Raw genomic sequence first — 23,115 nt, forward strand, 5'->3', positions numbered from 1 at the left:
TTGCCGGAATGAATATTACGCAGCCCTCGTGACGTGGGCAACGGACTTGATTGTCATGCGATCGTGGTGAGCTTGAAGGGCCGCACGCAGAACCGACAATTGCTTATGCGCCTTCAATCGTCGGAAGCCCTTGTTGGCCTCGATCATACCGGCCGCGACCCATCGCAAGGCCATACCGGCATCCCGCCAGCGTTTAACGTTGCGCGTGACGCGGCGAATGGTGCCCATCATGTTCTCGGCGATATTGGTACAGGCGAGCGATCGGCGAAGCTCCTTCGGCAACTTCAACCGGACGACAGTCAGGATTTCGTCGAGGCCTTCGAGGATACTGGCCGCAACGCCGGGCCATTGCTGGTCGAGTCGACGCGCGAGATTGCGGATCAATTTTTCAGCCTTGTCGGCGTCATCGAGCTCCCAGGCCTGGCGCAGCACCCGGCGGGTGGCCGCATGATGCTCTTTCGGCAGGCGTTCCATGATGTTGCGCGCCTTGTGGATCTGGCAGCGCTGGATCGCAGCGGCCGAACCGAAGGTGCGGCGGATCGCCTTCGACAACGCCTTCGCGCCGTCGGCGATGAACAGTCTTGGCACCGTCGGGTCGAGCCCGCGCGAGACCAGGTTGTCCAGCAGGGCCTGAACCGTTGCTGCATTCTCGGTCGCCCCTTCCACCAGCGCCAGCGGATGCTTGTTGCCTTCGCCGTCAACCCCGATCGCGGCCACCAGCACGAGATCGTCGTCGAGATGCAGCCCGTCGATTTGGACCACCAGAAGGTCGAGCGCGGACAGATCGGCAGCCATGAAGTCGGCCAGCCGCGCCGCCGACAGAGCCACGAACCTCCGCGAGGCCGCCGACTTCGAAATCCCCGATCCGGGCGGTGCCGGCACGTCACCCTCGGGCAGCCGGACGGCGCGGCCGAACCGGCGCGTCGACACATTGATCAGCATCAGGTTCATCGCCCAGCGACCGAGCCAGTCCTCCTGCGCCGCCGTTTCCCAGCTCGGGATCGTGACCTCGCGGCCGTCCATGCCCCGGACCCGCGGGCGATCGACCTCGATCTTGCCGCCGTGGAAACCGATCCGCCCCCGCGTTCGGCCCCAACGGTGCGCCCGCCGCGCCGCATCACGACCGTGGCGCGGCCCGCAGGCCGCTGTCACATCCGCCTCCATCATCGTGCCGAGCGCCTCGATTCCTGCCGCAAGGCAGAACCGATCGAAGCTCGCTCGCACTTCCGCAAATGATTTCTCCACAGCCCCGGTCGCCGGCCAACCAGCCGGTGTGATATCTCTCGTCATGGCGTTGCTCTCCTTTGTGGAATCAGCACCCCGAGCCTACCGGCTCAAGGTGGGCAACGCCGACCTCTTCAGAAATTCAACAGAACCCGGGACATCCCCACATTTCCAGAAGGGGCTGCGTAGCGCTCTGAAGCGCGTGAACCTCGAAATCGTCAAACGCTCCGATCAGGCTCACCGTTTCGTCGTCTTGCCCAAACGCTGGATCGTCGAGCGTACCTTTGCCTGGCTCGGGCGATGCCGAAGACTGTCCAAAGATTGGGAATGCTTCAATCACAGGGCCCTCGCCTTTCTCAAGCTGGCCTCCATCCGACTCATGCTGCGAAAGCTATGCAATCCAAGGTAATCTTTCCGGACAGACTCTTAGAAAGCGCATTGGTCCCCCGAGTTGGGTCAAGCTCGGAAGTCGGCGGGTCCATGGTAGATTGTCTGCTCTGCCACTGTGAGCGGACATCACCGGATCCGCGGTTCAGGTCCGCGAAGGGCCGACAAGCGGCATACCCAGACATCGCAATAAGGAGCCACAAGATCCATTCTCAACCGATAATGAAATAGAGAACGTAGAGCGAGTAGCCGATCACAAGGAGGCCCACTACTACTGAAAGCCAGAATAGAAGTTTATCATCTTTCATTGACGATCTACCGGCGGATCAACCTTTGGCGAGATGGCGAAGCCCAATAGAGCTGATTCCTGACGAACAACTGGAGCAGACAGTCAGATCTCCCCGCTTTGGGTCGAAACAAGCCGAATAGCGGCAGGACCTTCTATGTTGACGCTAACATATTTCTGCGCGGCCGAAATGAGACCTTCCACGGCGGATTTATTGTACGAGGAATGCTTCGGATTTAGGTGCAAGCCAGTTTCTAAGATCATCACTTGGGTAACCCCAGAGGGCAGAATCTCGACGGCAAACGATACAAACGATACGTGGGGAGCCTTGAAAGACATTTGAGCTGCTTTCACTGACGTCGAACGTAGGTCGCGCCCCAGCCAAGGCCGAGTGTGGCGGCGACAAGCGAACCGAAGAGTACGCCCAGTTTCGCCGCCCTCAATAATCCTTGATCGGAGAAGGCGAGCATCGAGATGAAGATCGACATTGTAAAACCGATACCAGCCAGCAAGCCGACCAGACAGACGCCACCCCACGTGACTCCAGGAGCAAGGCGGCACCAGCCCAGTCGTACCGCGACCCAAGTCGCACCGACGACGCCAAGCGGTTTCCCAGCGACCAAGGCAAGCGCAGTGCCCATCATCACCAGGTGGCCCCCTGCGGAGAGATCAGCGCCCGTTAAGCTGACGCCGGCATTCGCCAGCGCGAAGATCGGCATGACGCCGTAAGCCACCCACGGATGCATTGCCATCTGCACCCGCGACACCGGCGGCAATATCTCGCGGTGAGCTATGCGAAGGTCTCGCAGCGGTTGCTCTAACAGGTGCGGATCCCTTGCCTTCACCACATCGCTGCTTCGCAACTGCTTGAGCACTCGCGACACGACTTCCAGCGGGGGCTCCGGCATCGGTATGGCGCGTGCCGGAGTTATCAGCCCGAGCACGACACCTGCAAGGGTTGGATGGATGCCGGCTACCATCAACCCAATCCAAACCAAAGAACCGGGCAGTACGTAAAAGGGCGCAGAACCGATCCCAATCCGCTGACATCCCAAAACCGCGAGAACGCCAATTGACGCGATGATGAAACCACCAAGCTGAAGGCTGGCGGTGTAGAAGATGGCAATGATCAATACCGCGATGATGTCGTCGATGATCGCCAGAGCAAGAAGGAAGACCCGCACATTGACCGGGATCGTTCGTCCAAGCAGCGCGAGCACCCCAACGGCAAAGGCGATGTCTGTCGCGGTTGGCACGGCCCAGCCCTGCGCTCTAGCCGGATCGATGTTGGGGCTCAGATAGATGAGCGCCGGGACGATGACGCCACCAGTCGCCGCGACCAGCGGCAGAATGGCTTGGTCGAGTCTGCTCAGTGCGCCTTCATGGACCTCGCGCCTAATCTCCATGCCCACGACCAGGAAGAAGACGGTCATCAGCGCGTCGTTGACCCAGAAATGCAGCGACCGGGAAAAGACGTATTCGCCGACACCGATTGTGAGCGGAAGGTTCCAAAAGGCGTGATAGCTATGAGCGAACGGAGAGTTGGCCCAGATTAGTGCAGCGGCCGCGGCCGCGAGAAGCACGGCACCGCTGACAGCCTCAACATGCAGGAACCTATGTAGGGTGCTGAGGGCCTGTTCCGCCAGCCGCTGGGCTTTCCGCAGATTGTCGAATGAAGAGCTATCGTTCATGGGCGCACGCTTTCTGCGTGGCGGCCCGACCATCGCTTGACCTGTCGCTGCTCAATGCAGCGAGCACCCGTACGCCGTTATACATCGCGATGGCGACAATTCAACCTCGGAGGAGTGATCGGTCACCAATGTCTGTTCTGGGTCGATATTGTTGCAAAAGTCGATTTTCGCCGATGACCAAAATTCTGCGGGCCGTGGGCGCGACTTTCGCGTACAAGATGCGAGGGACCTCACGGCCTCACGCAAAATTCACAGGCGACTTCGGTAACGCGATTGAGGTCATACGAATCAGCGATCGCTCGCTGCTTAGTGTTTTCGCGAAGAATCTTGATTCCTGCAACTTTCGACTTTTGCAACACAATCGGTCAAAAGCGGCGATGCGCTGGCTGAGCAGAGAATTCCGCTTAAATTCCAAAAGCCGACATCGGCGCCTTTTTGAGCACATGCCCTAGCTGAGCTGTTCGGCCGATTAGCCTCAGAGCTTCGTCTATTGAAAGCATCGTTTGGGGCCAAGCGGACTTTTACCAGACGGCTAACGCTTCAGTACCTGAAGCTCGACAGCGAAATCCGGAGTACGCTTATGCGCTGCGTCTGCGGGACCGCGTTCGACAGCTGGAGGCCGGCGGAGAGCTATCCCCACCGCCAGCACATCTATGCCGCGCAGGCGGCCAATGGGATACGACGATGAAGCACACCGAAGAACGCCCCTATGCGGATCCGGAAGCGGCCGCACGCAAGCTCGTCGAGCTCGCAGCCAACGTCGAGGCTGTCCAGGACGGCCGGATCTATATCGAGAGGATCAACGCACCCTTTTTGTTCAAGCTGAAGGGCAGTGGCAGCGAGTTCGGCGCCGGTCTCAAACACGTTGTCGAGCGCGGCTGGCTCCAGTTGCACGAGAGCGGGACTTACGTGCGCTTGCTAGGCCCTGCCCCACTCGCTCAGTAAATCAGCGTAAGGGACAACCAGCCTGAGAGAAGCGCGCAGAAACCAATTCCCACATAAGGCAATGCAAGGCGCATCGGGACTTCCCTCCGAGACGCGAAATATGCGCTAGCCTCGCACTAAACATGTGCCACGGCTACGAATCTGCGGTTGCACTCGCTGTTGGCCCGGGAACTTTCGGCAACGATGGAACCGCTCGTTGTCGGCTGGCTTGTGTGTGCGGTGGCTGCCTCAGTCCTACGAGGCAACGCCTGTCCGGAGGCCCCAGCATCATTAAGCCCGTGCAGGCGCAGCCTGCTGCCTGTTTTACGATTGAGGGCGGGCGGAGCGTCGCCCTTGTTCAACTTCTCGGCCACAACCTCTGCCGTTGAATGAGAGAGTCCAGTTAAAGGCGTCCCGTCCGGCGTGATTGCAGGCTGATCTATTGAAGTGTCCAGCACTGTGAAGCGGCCGTTCGTGGGATGCTCGTACCGAACGACAAAGCGGTCTGCCATGAGGATCGCCCTTCCCTTCATGGTTGTAAACATACATGAGCGAAGGTCGATGACTAATGGCGGCGGCACCACCGAGGCGGCATTAATTCATCTTTCGGCGCAACTTCTGATGATTTCGCGGAAGTACTCCTAAATATCCGGAGCGCCTCGTCCAAGCGCGACGGCTGAGCTTTCGGCAAACGGGCGGTGGCCTAAATCGAAACTAAACGGCTGTTCCAGCATACTTAAAGAAAGGTGATGGAATTGATGCCGTGCAGTCCAAGAACGAACGCGTTGAGCTGGAAATGCGGATACTCCGCTATCGGCAAATAGCCAGACGTTTTGCCCACGACCCAGAGACCCATGAGCGAATCCAGACGCTCGTTCGGGAACTGGAAGACAAGCTCCGCGAGATCGACGAGTAGGCCGCGTAAGTCGGCGGCCTCCTGTCCATTCGACGATCAAGCCTCGGCCACCGACGTCTAGCACCCCCGCTTGGCGGCTTTCTTCGACGTTTTCGGTTTCTTTACGGCCATGAACTCGCCGGACGTTCTGTCGCGCTTTGTATATCCGATAGCTCCGCCAATTGTCGTTTTGGTCTGCGAGCGTTTCTTCACCGCGCCCTTGCGAGCGTTGTCGCCGGTCCTCCGGTGGTTGCCCTCGTTGTAAAAGGCGCAGGGTGACGAGCGGTTCCAACCCGAGGAACGAATCGGCACATATCAAATTGAATCCCGGTTCCGTTGCGTGAGTTGCTTATGCGTCAGTTCCGACGGCTTTTGTCGATTGCCCCGAACAGCGACGAGACTGTCTACCTCGTCCCAGACAACTTCGGCCGCAATGGCAGCTCCTGGTGCGAACCAGACTTGGAGGGGGCGGTGGAAATCGTCATCCAGGATCTGCTTGCCGGAGAATATCGCCAGCCGAGCCGGGTTGTCGCCTTCAACCCAGCTGAGCGGTGGTCGGAAGATGTTTCCGAAGACATCGCTCGAGAGATCCAGCGTCGTTGCAATCTGCAACTGAGCGACGTGCCGTCGTACCTCCAGGAGTTTGTGGATCGCTACTCACCACAAGACCTGCAGCAATTCAGTCTGCGCCTGGTGTAGCGATGGCCTTCCAGCGGAAAAAGCCGGAAGCGCTGGGCGCCAAGGCGCCCTTCCCGGGCTTCACCGAACCGGCCCTGGCATCTTCGGTCGACCGGGTGCCGTCCGGTGAACGCTGGATTCACGAGATCAAATTCGACGGCTACCGCGTCCAGGTGCATCTCGCCAACGAAGCCGTCACCGTATTCACCCGTCGCGGGCACGACTGGACCAAACGCTTCAAGAAGGTCGCCAACGACGCCTGGCACATCAAGGCAAGCTCGGCCATCATCGATGGCGAGATCGTAGTCCCCGCCAAGGATGGCACCACCGATTACGCAGTGCTGATTAAGGAGCTGCGAGGCAACTCGAACAAGATCGTCCTCGTCGCCTTTGATGTGCTCTATCTTAATGGCCAGGACCTGCGGAAAGTCCCTCTGATCAGCGCAAGGCCGCGCTAAAGAAGATCATCGCGGGCAGCGATGTCCAGTTCAGTGAGAGCTTTGAAATCGACGGCCGCGAGATGTTCACGCACGCCTGCAAGGTCGGGCTCGAAGGCGTGGTGTCGAAGGTACGCGACAGCGTCTACGCGAGCGGCCGGGGCAACAATTGGGTCAAGAAGACCTGCGCGCAACGCGAGACCCTGACAATTGCCGGGTTCGCACTCGACGATGGCAAATGGGACGGAATATACCTCGCACGACGCAAGGGTAACGAATTGATCTATGCGGGCAAGGTCGACCACGGATTCGACAAGAGGTCTGCGGCTGAGCTTCGCAAGCGGCTGCAGCCACTCGTGCGAAAGACCCAACCCTACAGCAAGCGCATCGCCCACAAGGGCGTCTGGGTCGAGCCGCAGCTCCTCGCCGAGATCGAGTACCGGGCCAAGTCCGCCGAGGGCAAGGCGCGGCACCCGTTCTTCAAGGGGCTGCGCGAGGACCTGTAACCGCGCGGCGACCGGTTGCACAATTTTTTTCAGCCCCCTCTTGAAACCAAAACCGGCTTTGCTAATTTTTGTGTCGCCATCTGACGATGGCGTCCGGGCGCCTCATGGGCCCGGGCCAAGAGACGGGCACCGGTTGTGTCCGGTGCCGCTCGTAGACATCTTGCTCTTAGGAGGATTTGGCTATGCGCACCTACGATTTTGCCCCCCTCTGGCGCTCGACCATTGGTTTCGACCGCCTCTTCGACCTCGCAGAAACCGCTCAGCGGGCCAGCGAGGACAATTACCCGCCCTACAACATCGAACGGCTGGCGGAGGATCGCTATCAGATCTCGCTGGCGGTGGCGGGTTTCTCGCCCGACGATATCGTCATCACCGCCGAGCAGAACGTGGTGACGGTTGAAGGCAGCAAATCCGACAAGACCGAACGTGATTTCCTCTATCGCGGTATCTCGCACCGCGCCTTCAAGCGCCAATTCAGCCTCGCCGAATATGTCCAGGTGAAAAGCGCCGCATTCGACAACGGCTTGCTGACCATCGAACTCGTCCGCGAGATTCCGGAAGCCATGAAGCCCCGCCGGATTGCGATCGGCGATGCCTCGACCGGCAGCGTGCGGAAGCTGGAAGCCAAAGCCGCCGCCTAGAGGCTGTTAGGAACCAGCGGCGAGTTTAGCGACGTTTTTGAGCATGATGCATGCGAAAGCGATGAGGTGGAGATCGGCGAGGGTCTGAGCGCATCGCTCGTAGTCTTTGACAAGTCTTCGGAAGCGTGTGGCCCACGCGAAGGATCGTTCGACGACCCATCGCCTTGGGAGCAGCACGAAGCCTCGTTTGGCCTGCGACAGCTTTATGACCTCGAGGGCAATGCCGTGTTCTGCAGCCGCCATTGCAGGCTTGTCGCCTGTGTAGCCCTGGTCAACGAAGGCGACTTCGACGCTCTGACCAGTCTCTGCCTGAATCGTCTTGGCGATCCGGCCAATCTCGGCGCGATCGTCGGTGTTGGCGGGCGTGACATGCAGCGCCAGAAGATGGCCGAGCGTATCGACGGCCAGATGCAGCTTCGAACCTTTTTTGCGCTTGGCTCCGTCGTAGGCGCCGCGGGCGCCACTCTCGGGCGTCGAGCGTAGAGTTCGACTGTCGATGATGGCGGCGGTCGGCTGCGCGGGTCGGCCAGCCGCAAGGCGCAGGATGACGCGCAGATCCTCGGCCAGGGCCTCAAAACAACCCGCGCGCAACCACCGCTGCGCCTGTTGATAGGCGATCTCCCACGGCGGCAAATCGTTCGGCATCCAGCGCCAGGGCGCGCCGGTCTTCACGATATAGCGCAGGCCGTTGAACACCTCGCGAAGCGCATGCGTCCGCTGCGAGGCGTCCTCCGGCAAAAGTGTCAGATACGGCGCAACAAGCGCCCATTCGTCATCGGAAACGTCAGAAGGATAAGGCTCGCGGGGAATCGACATCCCGTAAACCTCAACATCTATGGTTAATCAGTCCCTAACAGCCTCTAGTAGAGGCGCCATGGAGCCGCGCTGCAAGTCGTGCGGCTCCCATCCATTCGTCAATGAAAAGGAGAGGACCATGCGGCCGACGACCGCTGACGACAACGTTTTCGACTTCGACGCGCTGCTTCATCCCGGCACGGTCTTTGAGACCCCCAAAGACGTTCTGGATCACCCTGCCCTGACGCTGGCCGAGAAGCGCGCAATCTTGGCATCATGGGCGTCCGACGCGTCCGCGATCGCCTCTTGCCCGTCGATGCGCGCACCTGCCGGCCTCAAGAAGCCGGTATCGATCGACGAAATCTTGGACGCGTTGCGCGCCCTGGACGGTGGCCCCCGGACGCCACCCGGCGGAAAGCCCTACCGTCTCCGTTCGACCGAACGTGCGGCCGCGGCGTGAAGTTCGGAGCCTCAGATGACAACGGACGAAAAACTAGCGCGGCTTCGCGCCCATCGCAACAACGTCCACCGCTACCGCCGCCTGCTGAGCACTCGGCTCTCAGATCTTGAGCGCGAGTTCTTGATGAAGCGACTCTCGGAGGAGCAAATCGCTATTGATGCGCTATCGACGACGACTTTCCCATTTTCCTTGAATCTCGACGGTCCAATCACCGGTGCAGCATCCAAGGTGGCTTAGCTTCAATGCTGGACCTTATATTGATCGATCGCAATCGTCGTGGTTGGGAATGGCGAGTTTGCGACCAGTCTGGCACTGTCCTGGGTAAGGGTGAAAGGGGATGTCCCGATCGCTGTTGAACTACGTCGGGTCGACGTTGCCGGATTGAATATTACGCAGCCCTCGTGACGTGGGCAACGGACTTGATTGTCATGCGATCGTGGTGAGCTTGAAGGGCCGCACGCAGAACCGACAATTGCTTATGCGCCTTCAATTGCATGTTTCGCGGGATCGTGAGCACGGATTTCAGGGGATCGTGAGCAGAGATTTCAGACGATCGTGAGCACGGATTTCGCGGGATCGTGAGCAGCTTTTCAGCAACTCAGCCCGCTTCGGCCGACAACTCAACCGGCTTAGGAACTGCCTCGTCAGTGAACGAGGAAGGCCGATGCCCACCCAGAGATTGTCGATGCGCCGGATCAAAGAGGTTCTCCGCTTAAAACATGTTCAAGGCTTGCCGGAGCGAGCCATCGCGCGCACCTTGGGCATCAGCAACGGCGCCGTGCACAGCTATCTACGCCGAGCCGGGGCTGCCGGGCTGAAGTGGCCGTTGCCGGCCGGAATGAGCGACGAGGACCTGGAGCTGCTGCTTTTCCCGGCGCCGAGGCCTGCGTCGCAGAGCCCCCAGCGGGCCGTTCCCGACTGGGGCTATGTCGACAAGGAGCTGCGCCGACGCAACGTGACCCGTCGGCTGCTGTGGGACGAGTATCGCGCCACCCATCCCGATGGCTTCGGCTACACCTGGTTCTGCACGACGTACGAGGCCTGGAAGGGGCGAGCCCGGCCTTCGATGCGGCAGACGCATCTGGGCGGCGAGAAGGTTTTCGTGGATTTCGCCGGCGACACCATCGACGTCATCGATCCCTCAAACGGGGAAGTGCAGTCGATGAAGCTGTTCGTCGCGGCGATGGGCGCCTCCAACTATACCTATGCCGAGGCCTGTCCAAGCGAGGGGCTCGCCGACTGGATCCGGGTCCACATCAATCTTTTCGCCTTCCTCGGCGGCGTGCCGACATTCGTAGTCTGCGACAATCTCAAGGCCGCCGTCACCAATCCCGACCGCCACGATCCCGGCCTCAACCGAACCTATGCCGAGATGGCGAGCCATTACGGCACGGCCATTCTCGCAGCCCGGCCGCGGCGCCCAAAAGATAAGGCAAAGGTCGAAGTTGCGGTGCAAGTCGCCCAGCGATGGATTCTGGCGCGGCTGCGCAACCAACGCTTCTTTTCGTTGGCGGAGCTGAACGCAGCCATCAAAACACTCGTCGTCGAACTCAATGCAAGGCAGATGCGCGACTTTGGCGCCAGTCGCGCCGAACTGTTCGCCGAGCTCGACAAGCCCAAGCTTACAAAGCTGCCGGACCAGGCTTACGCTTTCGCACGCTGGAAGCGATGCCGGATCGGCCCCGACTATCATATCGAGATCGATGGACACTGGTATTCCGCGCCGTATCGGCTCATCCGTGAGCTTGTCGACGCACGCATCGATGACAGAACGGTCGAGATCTTCCACAACGGCCGCAGGATCGCCAGCCACGCCCGCGCGCCCAACCGGCGGGGCCACACCACCATCGCCGACCATATGCCCAGCGCCCATCGGCGCTACGGTCAATGGACGCCCGCCGGAGTGATCGTCGCCGGCGAGCGGATCGGTCCGTCGACCGCCGCCTTCTTCCAGGCCGTGATCGCGGCCCGGCCGCATCCCGAGCAAGGCTTTCGCACCTGCCTCGGCATTCTGTCACTGGTCAAAAGCTACAGCGCGGAGCGCGTCGAAGCGGCCTGCCGGCGCGGCATTCTGATCAAGGCGCGATCCGTCGCCTCGATCCGCTCCATCCTCCAGAACGGTCTGGATCGTACCTTTCTCGACGAGCCCTCCGAACACCAACCCCTGCGCCACGGCAACATCCGCGGCCGCGATTATTTTCACTGAAGCCAAGGAGACCTGTATGCTCAACCATCCCACCCACGAACGCCTGATCGAGCTCGGCTTGAGCGGCATGGCCAAGGCCTTCGAGGAGCAGCGACGATCGCCTGATCTCGAAGCCTTGCCGTTCGAAGATCGCATCGGCCTGCTGGTCGACCGGGAAGCGGCGGAACGCGACACCAGGCGGCTCACCACGCGCCTCAAGCTGGCCTCGCTCCGCCAGAATGCCTGCGTGGAGGACGTCGATTTGCGCACGCCGCGGGGTATCGACCGGGCCGTCTTCGCCAAGCTCGCCAGCGGCGACTGGATCGATCGCCACGAGAATTTGCTCATAACCGGGGCGACCGGATTGGGCAAAAGTTGGTTAGCCTGTGCCCTCGGCCACAAGGCCTGCCGAGATAATCGCTCGGTCCTCTATCACCGCGTCCCAAGATTGTTCGAAGCGTTGGGGCTCGCGCGGGGCGATGGACGTTATGCCCGCTTGCTCAAAACCCTTGGCCGCGCCCAGGTTCTGATTTTGGATGATTGGGGATTGTCGGTGCTCACCGCTGCCGAGCGGCGCGATCTACTGGAAATCCTTGACGATCGCCATGGCCGCTCCTCCACCATCGTAACCAGCCAACTCCCTGTGGACACATGGCACGAAGTTATCGGAGATCCCACGCTAGGCGACGCGATTCTGGATCGCCTCGTCCACAACGCTCACCGCCTCCAGCTTGCTGGCGAAAGCATGCGAAAACGCAACGCCAAAACCATCACCCTTGACGAGCAGCCAGAACGCTGACCCTATCACCGCCTCGGCCGGAGCGAGGCTGCTCACGATCGTCTGAATTCGGCGCTCATGATCGCGCGAAATCGCTGCTCACGATCACTGAAATATGCATTCAATCGTCGGAAGCCCTTGTTGGCCTCGATCATACCGGCCGCGACCCATCGCAAGGCCATACCGGCATCCCGCCAGCGTTTAACGTTGCGCGTGACGCGGCGAATGGTGCCCATCATGTTCTCGGCGATATTGGTACAGGCGAGCGATCGGCGAAGCTCCTTCGGCAACTTCAACCGGACGACAGTCAGGATTTCGTCGAGGCCTTCGAGGATACTGGCCGCAACGCCGGGCCATTGCTGGTCGAGTCGACGCGCGAGATTGCGGATCAATTTTTCAGCCTTGTCGGCGTCATCGAGCTCCCAGGCCTGGCGCAGCACCCGGCGGGTGGCCGCATGATGCTCTTTCGGCAGGCGTTCCATGATGTTGCGCGCCTTGTGGATCTGGCAGCGCTGGATCGCAGCGGCCGAACCGAAGGTGCGGCGGATCGCCTTCGACAACGCCTTCGCGCCGTCGGCGATGAACAGTCTTGGCACCGTCGGGTCGAGCCCGCGCGAGACCAGGTTGTCCAGCAGGGCCTGAACCGTTGCTGCATTCTCGGTCGCCCCTTCCACCAGCGCCAGCGGATGCTTGTTGCCTTCGCCGTCAACCCCGATCGCGGCCACCAGCACGAGATCGTCGTCGAGATGCAGCCCGTCGATTTGGACCACCAGAAGGTCGAGCGCGGACAGATCGGCAGCCATGAAGTCGGCCAGCCGCGCCGCCGACAGAGCCACGAACCTCCGCGAGGCCGCCGACTTCGAAATCCCCGATCCGGGCGGTGCCGGCACGTCACCCTCGGGCAGCCGGACGGCGCGGCCGAACCGGCGCGTCGACACATTGATCAGCATCAGGTTCATCGCCCAGCGACCGAGCCAGTCCTCCTGCGCCGCCGTTTCCCAGCTCGGGATCGTGACCTCGCGGCCGTCCATGCCCCGGACCCGCGGGCGATCGACCTCGATCTTGCCGCCGTGGAAACCGATCCGCCCCCGCGTTCGGCCCCAACGGTGCGCCCGCCGCGCCGCATCACGACCGTGGCGCGGCCCGCAGGCCGCTGTCACATCCGCCTCCATCATCGTGCCGAGCGCCTCGATTCCTGCCGCAAGGCAGAACCGATCGAAGCTCGCTCGCACTTCCGCAAATGATTTCTCCACAGCCCCGGTCGCCGGCCAACCAGCCGGTGTGATATCTCTCGTCATGGCGTTGCTCTCCTTTGTGGAATCAGCACCCCGAGCCTACCGGCTCAAGGTGGGCAACGCCGACCTCTTCAGAAATTCAACAGAACCCGGGACATCCCCCCGTGAAAGAACGCGAATGGCCGCGAGATATCGCGGTTATCAGGCGTTGTTTCTATTGCTCGCAAGCGGAGCCCGGTTAATCGATCCGGGGCCGTTGGCGCCATAAGATGAGCTTACGGCTCCTCCCCGGCAATGGCCGAAAGCGGCGGGCCTGCAACAATGTCCTTCCTGACCGGCCCCGGGGCCACCGGGTAGGCGCCACTCCCCTGACGGACTCAGTTTCCGTAATTGGGCCGGTAGCGGACATTGGTGCTCGTGGCAGTGATGTCCGCAAGTGCCCCCCAAAGCAGACATCACCCCTCCGGTACTCGCGTCGCCTCCGTGACACAGAGGCTTGGGCCAAGGCTCCGCAGCGCTGCGATGCCGGTGCGCTCATCGCATGCTTCCAAGCCTCACTAACAGCGTTACGCAATCGCAACACTTCGGCGCACGGCCTGCGCTTCGGCCTGAATTTCGAGCCCGAGCAGCACGATTATCGTGAGGGGCTGGCACTCCACTCAACGTCATCGGACTTCTTCCAAGCGTTCGCCCCAAGAGTTTCACTAACTCGGCGGGTGCTGGTATCAGCGCTGACGATGGCAATCGGTCCGCGCACAGTGTCTTCGTTCCATTAAATGGAACCATCGGTATTCTTTGAAAGTGCGCGAAACATTTTCGCATCCCTGTAACTTAAGCTAAACGTGGGGCCTAATCGAAAGGTCGCGATATGGAACCGACCAATCGAATATCGGACCACATCGACCATAAGACTGCCCGGTCGATCTGTGACGAGGTGGGTGACAGATTGCAACAGAACTTATCTCGAGAAACCTCGCCTCTGCCGCCCTACCTCGTACGTCTAGTCGATGAATTGCGCAAACAGGAGCGTCATCCAATTGATGGCGTCGCAGCGCCCGCTAACCGTTTCCTTCATGCGACGCGGCGGGTGGCCGCGGCCATCTGATTGCGTAAAGAAGAACCGTCGCCGTTCCAAACCGGCGGCGGCTTTTCCGCTAATCTTGTTGCTGAGCCATTCCAGGCTCGGCCGCGCCAGACGCCACGAGAACGTGCTTGTTCAGTGAACGGTCAAGCCGCGCTGTTTCCCCTGTTGGCCCTTATCCGACTAGCTAGGGCGAACTAGTCGTGTCCATCTTGAAAGGGCCAGACTGAACGGACACCGCTTTACCTCCGCGCGGGCTAATTGGGTTCACGACAGCCAAGGCAATTTCCGCCGGTTTTGGGACCGCCTCGGACCAGGGGCGTATCCCGCTGCAACGCGACAGAACTTACAATCGGGGCACTCGCCACCAGGTCGTCCCGTCCCACAGCTTGCGATAATGACCGCCGTCGCAGAATCGAACAACGTAACGGACGCCGCCCCATGTGCATGTCAATCCCTGTGCGACACTGGGTCCGTCGAAATAGTCGGCTGTGTTGTTGAGCAAGACGTCCGGCACCGAGAACCGCCGACGCCGATGTAAGGTTGATCACCGCGTTGGCGCCCGATACCTTGCGGCGCACCTACGGAACAGCATTACGTCTGAGAAATTCAGGGAACGAAACGGCTTATCAGTCTTTCACTGACCATTGGGAGGTGCCCATGACTTCTCTGGCCATCGAAGGCGCATGTGCATTCGCTTGGCGGAACTACTTGCTGCTCCATAGCGGTGTCAGCGAGGACGATAACAGGCGTTCCGCCCTCTTTCGTTACATCACCAGTCTTCGCGATACCGGCGAATATGATTTCGATCTCTTGCAAATAGCGGCAGTCGCATATTTGAAAAAGCTGGATGAACTGCATGACGACCGACGTGCGAGACTGGCGGCAGATCAGGCTTTGGCTGAGCGGTTAGAATCTCGCAGCGCAAAACCCGGCGCTTAGCTTTGGGCTTAGGCAAGTCGACGTGGTGTGATGCCAAAGGTTGTTCAGTAATGGACCTAAAGCATATTTATCGCGACTATATCGACTGCCTGAATGAGCAAGCTTGGTTGCGCTTGGGCACGTTCGTCGCCGACGACGTTATCCATAACGACAATCCCCTTGGCCTGTCCGGGTATCGTGAAATGCTGAAACGGGATTACGCGGCAATTCCCGACCTTCGCTTCAACGTGGAAATGATGATTAGCGAGTATCCCTATCTGGGAAGTCGGCTCCGGTTCGATTGCTCTCCAACAGGCGCATTTCTCGGCTTGCCGGTGAACGGCAGGCGCGTTTCATTCCACGAGAACGTCTTCTACCAATTCGGCAACAACAAGATCGTACGTGTTCGATCGATCATCGATAAGGCAACCTTGGAGGCGCAACTGTAGAAAATTGGACCAAATGGTTGGCGCTCAAACCGGCGGGTATCGAGCACGCCGTGCAGTCACCCCAAATACGAAATGTCCTTCGCTCGCGACGCGAGGGGGATGTCCCGGGTTCTGTTGAATTTCTGAAGAGGTCGGCGTTGCCCACCTTGAGCCGGTAGGCTCGGGGTGCTGATTCCACAAAGGAGAGCAACGCCATGACGAGAGATATCACACCGGCTGGTTGGCCGGCGACCGGGGCTGTGGAGAAATCATTTGCGGAAGTGCGAGCGAGCTTCGATCGGTTCTGCCTTGCGGCAGGAATCGAGGCGCTCGGCACGATGATGGAGGCGGATGTGACAGCGGCCTGCGGGCCGCGCCACGGTCGTGATGCGGCGCGGCGGGCGCACCGTTGGGGCCGAACGCGGGGGCGGATCGGTTTCCACGGCGGCAAGATCGAGGTCGATCGCCCGCGGGTCCGGGGCATGGACGGCCGCGAGGTCACGATCCCGAGCTGGGAAACGGCGGCGCAGGAGGACTGGCTCGGTCGCTGGGCGATGAACCTGATGCTGATCAATGTGTCGACGCGCCGGTTCGGCCGCGCCGTCCGGCTGCCCGAGGGTGACGTGCCGGCACCGCCCGGATCGGGGATTTCGAAGTCGGCGGCCTCGCGGAGGTTCGTGGCTCTGTCGGCGGCGCGGCTGGCCGACTTCATGGCTGCCGATCTGTCCGCGCTCGACCTTCTGGTGGTCCAAATCGACGGGCTGCATCTCGACGACGATCTCGTGCTGGTGGCCGCGATCGGGGTTGACGGCGAAGGCAACAAGCATCCGCTGGCGCTGGTGGAAGGGGCGACCGAGAATGCAGCAACGGTTCAGGCCCTGCTGGACAACCTGGTCTCGCGCGGGCTCGACCCGACGGTGCCAAGACTGTTCATCGCCGACGGCGCGAAGGCGTTGTCGAAGGCGATCCGCCGCACCTTCGGTTCGGCCGCTGCGATCCAGCGCTGCCAGATCCACAAGGCGCGCAACATCATGGAACGCCTGCCGAAAGAGCATCATGCGGCCACCCGCCGGGTGCTGCGCCAGGCCTGGGAGCTCGATGACGCCGACAAGGCTGAAAAATTGATCCGCAATCTCGCGCGTCGACTCGACCAGCAATGGCCCGGCGTTGCGGCCAGTATCCTCGAAGGCCTCGACGAAATCCTGACTGTCGTCCGGTTGAAGTTGCCGAAGGAGCTTCGCCGATCGCTCGCCTGTACCAATATCGCCGAGAACATGATGGGCACCATTCGCCGCGTCACGCGCAACGTTAAACGCTGGCGGGATGCCGGTATGGCCTTGCGATGGGTCGCGGCCGGTATGATCGAGGCCAACAAGGGCTTCCGACGATTGAAGGCGCATAAGCAATTGTCGGTTCTGCGTGCGGCCCTTCAAGCTCACCACGATCGCATGACAATCAAGTCCGTTGCCCACGTCACGAGGGCTGCGTAATATTCATTCCGGCAACGTCGACCCGACGTAGTTCAACAGCGATCGGGACATCCCCGACGCGAGCTCACCCTCCACCTTGTCGATCTCAGCTTGGTTGCGCTCGATGAAGGCAGCGAGCTCATCTCGAGACATCTCAGACAGCGCTTTCTGTTGTAACGACGTCTCCTTCCGGGTAGGAGCAATGTGCCCTGCCCGGTCCAACACTTTAATTGAAAGATCCGCCCGCACACGGGCGCTGACACTCGCATCCTGGAGGAGCGACTTGGCCACGCGATAGGCGAGCGGAGCGCCGACCACCGCGAGATCAAGCTGAATCGATTCCGAGATCGCGGCCGCGACAGCGGGCAGTCGCATTGTTTTATAGACCGACTTCGGATGATAACCGGCGAGCTCAGCCGCTTCTTCGGGCTTTTTCCCGTCGTTGACGATTAAGCGCACCAATGTCCGCTGCTGTTCGCTGAGGTCGTAAGCTGCAATCGACGGCATCCTAAGCCCCTTAGTTTTCACGGGATGCGTTGGCGGCCGCGATAAGACGGCGCAAGTCAATGTTGTACTGCGGCACGTTCGGGTTCTTTACAGGCCGCTCCAGCAGGTATGCTGCGACGTTCGGATCGAACCAAGCCATGTGCATGATCTCATCCGCATTCTGCTTGTTCGAAGGAAGCTGCTCGAGAAGCAACTTAAACCGCTTGATCAAGCCTCCGCCGGCGAGATCGCCCTTGAAGTGGCGAACGGCCAGCTGGGCCCAACCGGGAATGTTGAGTTTCTCGGCCGTATCGCTGCCGACGGTAGCCCGCTTTTCAACCTCCTTGAAGTACGACAGGATCTTGTGAGCTTGCCGGAGGTTATTCATCTCCTCCGGAGAGAACGTCTTCGCGAGCAACGCTTCATTGTCCTTGAACTCCTTCGCCAAGCGGGCGAATTGAACCTCGAGGGTCTCTCCGACTTGCCTTGTCCCCTGTACCTTGTCCGCCAGGACTTCCGAGACGGCGGCTTTCCAGCCACGCTGTGCTTGGGCGTCGTTCCGAACCAACGCGTTGATCTCGTCGAGACGGCGCGACGAGTCGTAGCCGCCCCCAAGGATCTTGGTGGCGGCATCGCGCGGGTCCTCGCGGATCAGAGTGCCAATCACCGATCGATCGACCTCAGCCTCCGTCGCGTTCCGCGCGGTGCGAGCCGCTTCAAGGTCGGCCTTGGCTTGCGCTGACAACTGCTCGCCGCGGCGCGCCTGAGTCACGATGTTGTCGAATTCGGATCTGATCGCTGGGAATTGCGCCATGATGTCCGCATGGCTGTTGGCCCATGCGATTGCTCGGATCGGGTTGATCGTTCCGTCGGCATTAAGGGCTGACGTAGCGAAGCTGGAGCGGTAATAGTCACGCAGCGCGGTTTCAGCCGCCGTCATCGCTGGCGAGCCTTGCAGGGCACGCGGCAAAGTCGCAGCGTTCTCCGCACTGTTCAGGAAGCGGCCGGCGGTCTCGCCCGGAGGCGTTAAGCCGCGGTTGAGCTCGCCGTCGGCGTTCTGGCCGCCACGATCGATCGCCTTAGTGAACTTGGCCATCGCGTCGTTCGGTTCGGGGCGGAAGCGATCCGCGAACTGGCCATAGTTGGCGTTGGCCTCGGCGTAGCCGGGCGCTTCTTCGATCGTGCGATTGACCGCGCGCTTGAGCGCTTGGAGGTTGTCGGCCAAGTCGTAGTTGCCGCTTCGCTGCGCGTTCTCGATCGCGGGGCTGATGAACTTCCGGAGGTCGGCCAGATCGCCGCCGTTGGCCGTGCCGGGGCCGCCAATGTTTTCCTGCGCGGCGACGGGAGGCGTCCACCGAATGGGTTCCGAAACTTGAGGTAGGCCCAAAGCCATCCGCATCCGGTTTTCTTCTAGGGCGCGCTCTTCAGCCTGCCTGTAGGCCACGACATTCTCGAAGGGCTCGTTTTGGCCGAGAGGCCTTGTCGTCGGCGCGCCGGCAGCCTGGTCGACCATCTGCGGCCGCAGTGCATCGAGGCGCCGCATGAAGTCCTCCGGCATCGTTCCGGGTGCCAGACCGTTGGCCTGATTGCGAACGCGGTCGATCGCGCCGAAGATGTCGTCGGCCGGCAGCTCGTGCGAGCGCCCCGGAGCATTGTCGAACAATCGATTCTTCTCGGCGCGCGCCGGGATATAGGTGCGATCGACCAGGGCCTCGTCCAGGCGACGTGAGGCGTTCGCCTTGACCTCGCTGTTGGCGAGCGCGCCGAACGGCTCCCCCTGATCGCCCCGAATTTGATCAACGGCTCGGCTAGCGTCTTCCCTTTGCAGGATGTCGTTTTCCGCTGCGCCCATTCGCTCCTCGCGCGCCTGCGCGGCGCGGCGCATGACCGCGCCAAGATCGGCCCCTGGATCCCGCATGGCTTCGACACGCTCGGCTGCGGCGGCTTTCACATTCTGGTCGCGCTTGATGAAGTCCGGCGCTGACTTCAGGCGCGCGCCCTGCTCCGCGGCAAGGAGACCAGGATCGCCCGACAACAGGCCGGACGTCGGCATGGCCGAGCTTTGCAACGGTGACGCTCCTTCCTCTGTTGGCCGAGCCAAGGCGGCCGCGTTCTCACGTATGTCTTGGGCCAGCGCGCGCGGCGCGCCTGATGCGGAGGCTTGGATCTTAGCGGCGGCGCGATCGACATCAGCGGCACTGTACGGCGCCCTGGTGTTCGGGTTGAGCGGGATCGGCGCTGAGGCGGAGCCAAACGACTTCCCTGCGATGTTTCTGATGAGGCCGGCTAGCCCTTCCGCAGTACCTTGGAGGCTGTTCGCACCAATGGCGCCGACGACGGGCGCGAGCGCGTTGGCGATCGCCTTTGGCCATGTGTCGCCAACAACAGCGTGCTCGGGAACGAAATTGTCAGCCGCGTTCACAGCGACGCCTGCCCCCATGCCCCCGATCGTGTCTCCGACGAGCGTTCGCGCTGGCGCCTCAGTGTATGGCCTAGCCATGTGATCGAGGACGCGGCCGACCACCGTATCCGAACGTGTTGCGGCTTCGGCCACCTGCGGGGCGCGCTGGGCCAGCATGGCGCCCGTACCGACCGCCTGGGTGCCGAACCGGTTGACGTCGTAGGCGAGCTTCTCGCTGCGCGACATGGTCGCCGGATCGATGCCCGGGAGCACCGAAGTGGCCTTCTCGACCAGCTTTGACGCCGGGATCGCGGGCGCGATGTTTGTGCCGAGCAGCTTGTTGATGCCGCCCGTGACGAGGTTCTGCGCGCCGGCCGCGAGGTCGAACGGACCGGTTACGATGTCGGTGAGGCCCTTGCCGACGCCCTGGGCGCCGACGGTGAAGTCGCGGACGGCGCCGCCGACGCTGCTCGGGAGGAGCGACGCGGGACGATCGATCGGCTGTGGCGGCGGCTCGGGGGTGACGTAGAGGCGGCCCGCTGCTGCCGCGTTCTGCGCACCGAGGCCAGGCGTGGCCGGAGCAGCGGGCGCAGGAGTCGGAGCGGCTTGCGCCGGGACGCTCGCGAGCGCGCGCTGGATGTCCGCCGGCGTGAAGTCGTCGGGGAATTCGTGCTGCTGACCTTCGAAGTCGATGATCTGCGGCATCGGCTACTTCGTGAACTGCGGTTCGCCGATCATCGCTGCCAGTGACCGGGGCCGAAATAGACGCGCTGCGTGGTGATCGAGATCGCCTGCTGATTGGTGATGACGCCGCCCGTCGTGATAATGCCTTGGAAGAACTGCCACGAGCCAGAGAACGCGGCCATCTGTACCGCCCATGCCTGCGTCAGCGGAACGTGGTAGGCGTGGATGGTCGCCAACGTCGTACCGGCCGCGATCGTGCCGGGCGTGTTCATCGTGATGTACCCCGCGCCGAGGCCCATTCGGCCGACCGCGCAGGTATTCATATCTTCCGCCGCGCCAGGCAGCGCGAAACCGGTAGCTGGCGTCACTTTCTGCGGCCGCGTGGCCGCGTCGATCACACCGCTCGGAATGAGCGCGTCGACAAACTCTCCCCAAATCGCCAGGTTGAAGTCGTCAGCCGGATGCACCTTGTCGGTCGCGTTAAGCCAGCCGGTAATCAGGCCGTATCGCGCTTCACGAAGCGCCGCGTAGGTGTCGAAGAACATCACGCCGTAGTCGCGGCACGCCTGTTTGATCTGCGCGACGATCGTCTCGCGCCAAGTCTCATTGCGGCTGTTAGTGTCGTCGTAAGCCGTGTTCGGCATCATGTAGACGACTGACGTCTTGTTCGCGTCCCAGGTGCCGCGCAGCAACGCAAAACCGGCGCGAAGGTTGGTGATCGTCTGCGACTGCGAGATCGGCCCCACATAAGGGTCGTTCATGCCGTAGTTGAGGATGTACAGACGGGGAATGTTCGTACCCGTGTACGTCGCTAAATCCGATGGTAGATGGGTGTTCAGCCAGTCGGCGGTTGTGGTGCCCCCGACACCGAGGTTCGTCGGCGTGGAGATGCGGACGCCTTTGCCTATTGCAATTGAGGCGAACAGAATGTCAGGCGACGTGTAAGTCGGTTGCGACAGACTGTTACCGACCATGGTGCTGTCGCCACGCATGATAATCGGCCGCGACAATCCTCCCCCGGTGCGCCATGCGTTGTACCATGCGCTGAGATATTCTTTCCCGAACACCACCCGGCTCGAATCGGTATAGCTCTTGATGCGGGGCGACGAACCGCCTGGCGTACCAGACAAGTTTAGATCGGTCGGCGCCAAGTTGCGAACCGCCGTCGGGACGCTCGAGACATCACTCAGGTTGTTGACGGGCAACAGACCGGTGCCGGCCTCTCCAGTGCGCGTGAATTGAACCGACAGCGCGTCCGCCGCCGAGAACGTACCGTTGCCGGCAACGTAGGCAACTGAAAGCTGAAGCCATGTCGTGTTGTTCGTGACGGCCGCCGTAACCGTGAAAGTCGCAAATGTCGCAGGCGAACCGATCTTCCGGATCGTAATGGTGCCGCGGCTGGTGCCGTTGTTGCTCGCGCCCCAGGTCGCAAGAAATGCTGAAATGTTCGGGTTGCCTACATCCCCGCTCTGCGCTGAGAAGGCAAGCGCCGTCACCAAAGCGACGGTCGCGTTGTTAAATCTCACGCCGCCAGCGCTCGGCGCGGCCATGGTCGTCGAGCTGTCGAACGCGTACAAGTTACCGGCCACTACCGATGCACTGGCTGCGGCAGCGGAAGCCGAGCTCGCCGAGTTGGAAGCGTAGGTCGAGGATGATGTCGCCGAATTCGCCGCCGCGGTGGCCGATCCGGCTGCGGCGGTTGCCGACCCCGCCGCTGCAGTCGCCGATGTCGCAGACGCACTTGCAAACGTCGAGGAATCCACGGCGGAATTAGCCGCCGCGATAGCGTAGTCTTGAGCCTCGGCCATGGTTTCGTTGAGCGCGGTTGTATCGCCGACACCGTTCAAAACGTCATTGGTCAGTTGATCGCGGCTAACGGATTTGTTCGCGAGCGCGCCATCGGCGCGGATCGACGTCTTCAGGAATTCGACGATTTCATTCGTCGAAAGCGCGATCTGACTGAAATCAGCATGAAGCTGACCCGCAGGCAACGGCCGGTTGGGGTTGGCGTTCTGATAGCTGACGTAGTCGTACTGCCGCGTGTATTTTGTGGGGTAGGACATTTCGCCGACGGGGTGAGAGGAAGAGCGCGGTATTGCGCGGTGGGTGCCGTCGGCGAAGCGGCGTTGCGTCCGTGAGATCGATTATGACTCTGGAGTGGTTAGCGAAACATTAGGGACACTTCAGGCCCCGTTTTGCCGCTCCACGAGCTGCGGAAGCGGAATTGTTGTCCGTCTCCGCACGCGGCCCAATCTCCAAGAGCTCTCTCGAGCCCAGTGAGGTTAAATGGCCCTTAGCGGACTTGGCCCGATCCGCCTCCAAAGGTCGGCCTTTGGACCCAAGGCGGACCTCACAGCTCTGAGCAGGCTGATGGAACACCGACCTAGGCAATTGTCCGGCTTTCAGAGCGGCTGATAGCGAGCTCCTTCCCGCGATAGGAGGGGTTGGCGCTTCTCAATCTTCACACTTTATGATTGCAATTCGCCCGTACGGAAGCAATGATCGAATGCCTGACCATGGCTA

Annotated in this window: 17 protein-coding genes and 3 pseudogenes; 13 read left to right on the forward strand and 7 right to left on the reverse strand. The window is 61.2% G+C overall.

Annotated features, from left to right (window positions below; all coding sequences use genetic code 11):
- Nucleotides 1-15 precede the first annotated feature (15 nt).
- The gene (locus HAP41_RS25875) at nucleotides 16-1,290 is read right to left on the reverse strand and encodes an IS256 family transposase (RefSeq protein WP_166064748.1); all 1,275 of its coding nucleotides are present in this window, start codon (nucleotides 1,288-1,290) and stop codon (nucleotides 16-18) included.
- 139 nt (nucleotides 1,291-1,429) lie between these two features.
- Between HAP41_RS25875 and HAP41_RS25880 the strand changes: the two are divergent.
- Nucleotides 1,430-1,633 (forward strand): annotated as a pseudogene (locus HAP41_RS25880) (transposase); the annotation flags it as partial.
- A 614-nt stretch (nucleotides 1,634-2,247) separates the two neighbouring features.
- Here the strand turns inward: HAP41_RS25880 and nhaA are convergent.
- A complete protein-coding gene (nhaA, locus tag HAP41_RS25885; RefSeq protein ID WP_166096488.1) occupies nucleotides 2,248-3,588 on the reverse strand; it encodes a Na+/H+ antiporter NhaA in 1,341 nt (446 codons plus the stop codon).
- Nucleotides 3,589-4,272: 684 nt separating this feature from the next.
- On the opposite strand from nhaA, the gene HAP41_RS25890 reads away from it, so the two are divergent.
- The 5 genes and pseudogenes from HAP41_RS25890 to hspD all read left to right on the forward strand — a co-directional run bounded on the left by HAP41_RS25890 (nucleotide 4,273) and on the right by hspD (nucleotide 7,669).
- Complete coding sequence (locus HAP41_RS25890; protein ID WP_166096487.1) at nucleotides 4,273-4,533, forward strand: hypothetical protein; 261 nt, start codon at nucleotides 4,273-4,275, stop codon at nucleotides 4,531-4,533.
- Between the two features lie 742 nt (nucleotides 4,534-5,275).
- Entirely contained in the window at nucleotides 5,276-5,428 is a 153-nt protein-coding gene (locus HAP41_RS25895) for a hypothetical protein (protein ID WP_166096486.1), read from the forward strand.
- A gap of 450 nt (nucleotides 5,429-5,878) precedes the next feature.
- Complete coding sequence (locus HAP41_RS25900; protein ID WP_224580741.1) at nucleotides 5,879-6,106, forward strand: hypothetical protein; 228 nt, start codon at nucleotides 5,879-5,881, stop codon at nucleotides 6,104-6,106.
- A 2-nt stretch (nucleotides 6,107-6,108) separates the two neighbouring features.
- Nucleotides 6,109-7,028 (forward strand): annotated as a pseudogene (ligD, locus tag HAP41_RS25905) (non-homologous end-joining DNA ligase).
- A gap of 182 nt (nucleotides 7,029-7,210) precedes the next feature.
- On the forward strand, nucleotides 7,211-7,669 hold the full coding sequence (gene hspD / locus HAP41_RS25910) for a small heat shock protein HspD (RefSeq protein WP_166096484.1): 459 nt from the start codon (nucleotides 7,211-7,213) through the stop codon (nucleotides 7,667-7,669).
- A 6-nt stretch (nucleotides 7,670-7,675) separates the two neighbouring features.
- Here hspD and HAP41_RS25915 read toward each other — a convergent pair whose 3' ends face one another.
- On the reverse strand, nucleotides 7,676-8,485 hold the full coding sequence (locus HAP41_RS25915; protein WP_166078165.1) for an IS5 family transposase: 810 nt from the start codon (nucleotides 8,483-8,485) through the stop codon (nucleotides 7,676-7,678).
- Between the two features lie 118 nt (nucleotides 8,486-8,603).
- On the opposite strand from HAP41_RS25915, the gene HAP41_RS25920 reads away from it, so the two are divergent.
- The 4 genes from HAP41_RS25920 to istB all read left to right on the forward strand — a co-directional run bounded on the left by HAP41_RS25920 (nucleotide 8,604) and on the right by istB (nucleotide 11,908).
- Nucleotides 8,604-8,924: a hypothetical protein gene (locus tag HAP41_RS25920; RefSeq protein WP_063979757.1), complete on the forward strand. Its 321-nt coding sequence runs from the start codon at nucleotides 8,604-8,606 to the stop codon at nucleotides 8,922-8,924.
- Between the two features lie 15 nt (nucleotides 8,925-8,939).
- Nucleotides 8,940-9,161 (forward strand): hypothetical protein, encoded by a 222-nt coding sequence (locus HAP41_RS25925; protein ID WP_166096483.1) that lies wholly within the window; start codon nucleotides 8,940-8,942, stop codon nucleotides 9,159-9,161.
- A gap of 427 nt (nucleotides 9,162-9,588) precedes the next feature.
- Nucleotides 9,589-11,130 (forward strand): IS21 family transposase, encoded by a 1,542-nt coding sequence (gene istA, locus HAP41_RS25930; RefSeq protein ID WP_166063394.1) that lies wholly within the window; start codon nucleotides 9,589-9,591, stop codon nucleotides 11,128-11,130.
- A gap of 16 nt (nucleotides 11,131-11,146) precedes the next feature.
- The gene (istB, locus tag HAP41_RS25935; RefSeq protein WP_166063422.1) at nucleotides 11,147-11,908 is read left to right on the forward strand and encodes an IS21-like element helper ATPase IstB; all 762 of its coding nucleotides are present in this window, start codon (nucleotides 11,147-11,149) and stop codon (nucleotides 11,906-11,908) included.
- A gap of 92 nt (nucleotides 11,909-12,000) precedes the next feature.
- Here the strand turns inward: istB and HAP41_RS25940 are convergent.
- Nucleotides 12,001-13,185: pseudogene (locus HAP41_RS25940) on the reverse strand (IS256 family transposase); the annotation flags it as partial.
- Between the two features lie 1,561 nt (nucleotides 13,186-14,746).
- Between HAP41_RS25940 and HAP41_RS25950 the strand changes: the two are divergent.
- From HAP41_RS25950 to HAP41_RS25960, 3 genes are all read left to right on the forward strand, one after another.
- Complete coding sequence (locus HAP41_RS25950; protein ID WP_224580739.1) at nucleotides 14,747-15,145, forward strand: hypothetical protein; 399 nt, start codon at nucleotides 14,747-14,749, stop codon at nucleotides 15,143-15,145.
- A gap of 50 nt (nucleotides 15,146-15,195) precedes the next feature.
- Entirely contained in the window at nucleotides 15,196-15,573 is a 378-nt protein-coding gene (locus HAP41_RS25955; protein ID WP_166096481.1) for an ester cyclase, read from the forward strand.
- A gap of 194 nt (nucleotides 15,574-15,767) precedes the next feature.
- Complete coding sequence (locus tag HAP41_RS25960) at nucleotides 15,768-17,042, forward strand: IS256 family transposase (RefSeq protein ID WP_166064748.1); 1,275 nt, start codon at nucleotides 15,768-15,770, stop codon at nucleotides 17,040-17,042.
- Between the two features lie 3 nt (nucleotides 17,043-17,045).
- Here HAP41_RS25960 and HAP41_RS25965 read toward each other — a convergent pair whose 3' ends face one another.
- The 3 genes from HAP41_RS25965 to HAP41_RS25975 are packed head-to-tail and all read right to left on the reverse strand — an operon-like array spanning nucleotide 17,046 to nucleotide 22,655.
- Nucleotides 17,046-17,528 carry a hypothetical protein gene (locus tag HAP41_RS25965; RefSeq protein ID WP_166096480.1) on the reverse strand — a complete coding sequence of 161 codons (483 nt, stop codon included), beginning with the start codon at nucleotides 17,526-17,528 and terminating at the stop codon, nucleotides 17,046-17,048.
- Between the two features lie 10 nt (nucleotides 17,529-17,538).
- Complete coding sequence (locus HAP41_RS25970) at nucleotides 17,539-20,613, reverse strand: hypothetical protein (RefSeq protein ID WP_166096479.1); 3,075 nt, start codon at nucleotides 20,611-20,613, stop codon at nucleotides 17,539-17,541.
- Nucleotides 20,614-20,642: 29 nt separating this feature from the next.
- Nucleotides 20,643-22,655, reverse strand: a complete 2,013-nt coding sequence (locus HAP41_RS25975) for an SGNH/GDSL hydrolase family protein (protein WP_166096478.1) — start codon at nucleotides 22,653-22,655, stop codon at nucleotides 20,643-20,645.
- Nucleotides 22,656-23,115 lie beyond the last annotated feature (460 nt).

This window comes from Bradyrhizobium barranii subsp. apii (assembly GCF_011516635.5).
GTDB classification, from domain to species: domain Bacteria; phylum Pseudomonadota; class Alphaproteobacteria; order Rhizobiales; family Xanthobacteraceae; genus Bradyrhizobium; species Bradyrhizobium barranii.

What these genes read in the sequence shown, in the direction of transcription:
- HAP41_RS25890 (WP_166096487.1), top strand. Translation starts at nt 4,273, where the DNA reads ATGAAGCACACCGAAGAACGCCCCTATGCGGATCCGGAAGCGGCCGCA.
- HAP41_RS25975 (WP_166096478.1), bottom strand. Translation starts at nt 22,655, where the DNA reads ATGTCCTACCCCACAAAATACACGCGGCAGTACGACTACGTCAGCTAT.
- hspD (WP_166096484.1), top strand. Translation starts at nt 7,211, where the DNA reads ATGCGCACCTACGATTTTGCCCCCCTCTGGCGCTCGACCATTGGTTTC.
- HAP41_RS25965 (WP_166096480.1), bottom strand. Translation starts at nt 17,528, where the DNA reads ATGCCGTCGATTGCAGCTTACGACCTCAGCGAACAGCAGCGGACATTG.
- HAP41_RS25875 (WP_166064748.1), bottom strand. Translation starts at nt 1,290, where the DNA reads ATGACGAGAGATATCACACCGGCTGGTTGGCCGGCGACCGGGGCTGTG.
- nhaA (WP_166096488.1), bottom strand. Translation starts at nt 3,588, where the DNA reads ATGAACGATAGCTCTTCATTCGACAATCTGCGGAAAGCCCAGCGGCTG.
- HAP41_RS25920 (WP_063979757.1), top strand. Translation starts at nt 8,604, where the DNA reads ATGCGGCCGACGACCGCTGACGACAACGTTTTCGACTTCGACGCGCTG.
- istB (WP_166063422.1), top strand. Translation starts at nt 11,147, where the DNA reads ATGCTCAACCATCCCACCCACGAACGCCTGATCGAGCTCGGCTTGAGC.
- HAP41_RS25915 (WP_166078165.1), bottom strand. Translation starts at nt 8,485, where the DNA reads ATGTCGATTCCCCGCGAGCCTTATCCTTCTGACGTTTCCGATGACGAA.
- HAP41_RS25970 (WP_166096479.1), bottom strand. Translation starts at nt 20,613, where the DNA reads ATGCCGCAGATCATCGACTTCGAAGGTCAGCAGCACGAATTCCCCGAC.
- istA (WP_166063394.1), top strand. Translation starts at nt 9,589, where the DNA reads ATGCCCACCCAGAGATTGTCGATGCGCCGGATCAAAGAGGTTCTCCGC.
- HAP41_RS25960 (WP_166064748.1), top strand. Translation starts at nt 15,768, where the DNA reads ATGACGAGAGATATCACACCGGCTGGTTGGCCGGCGACCGGGGCTGTG.
- HAP41_RS25955 (WP_166096481.1), top strand. Translation starts at nt 15,196, where the DNA reads ATGGACCTAAAGCATATTTATCGCGACTATATCGACTGCCTGAATGAG.
- HAP41_RS25925 (WP_166096483.1), top strand. Translation starts at nt 8,940, where the DNA reads ATGACAACGGACGAAAAACTAGCGCGGCTTCGCGCCCATCGCAACAAC.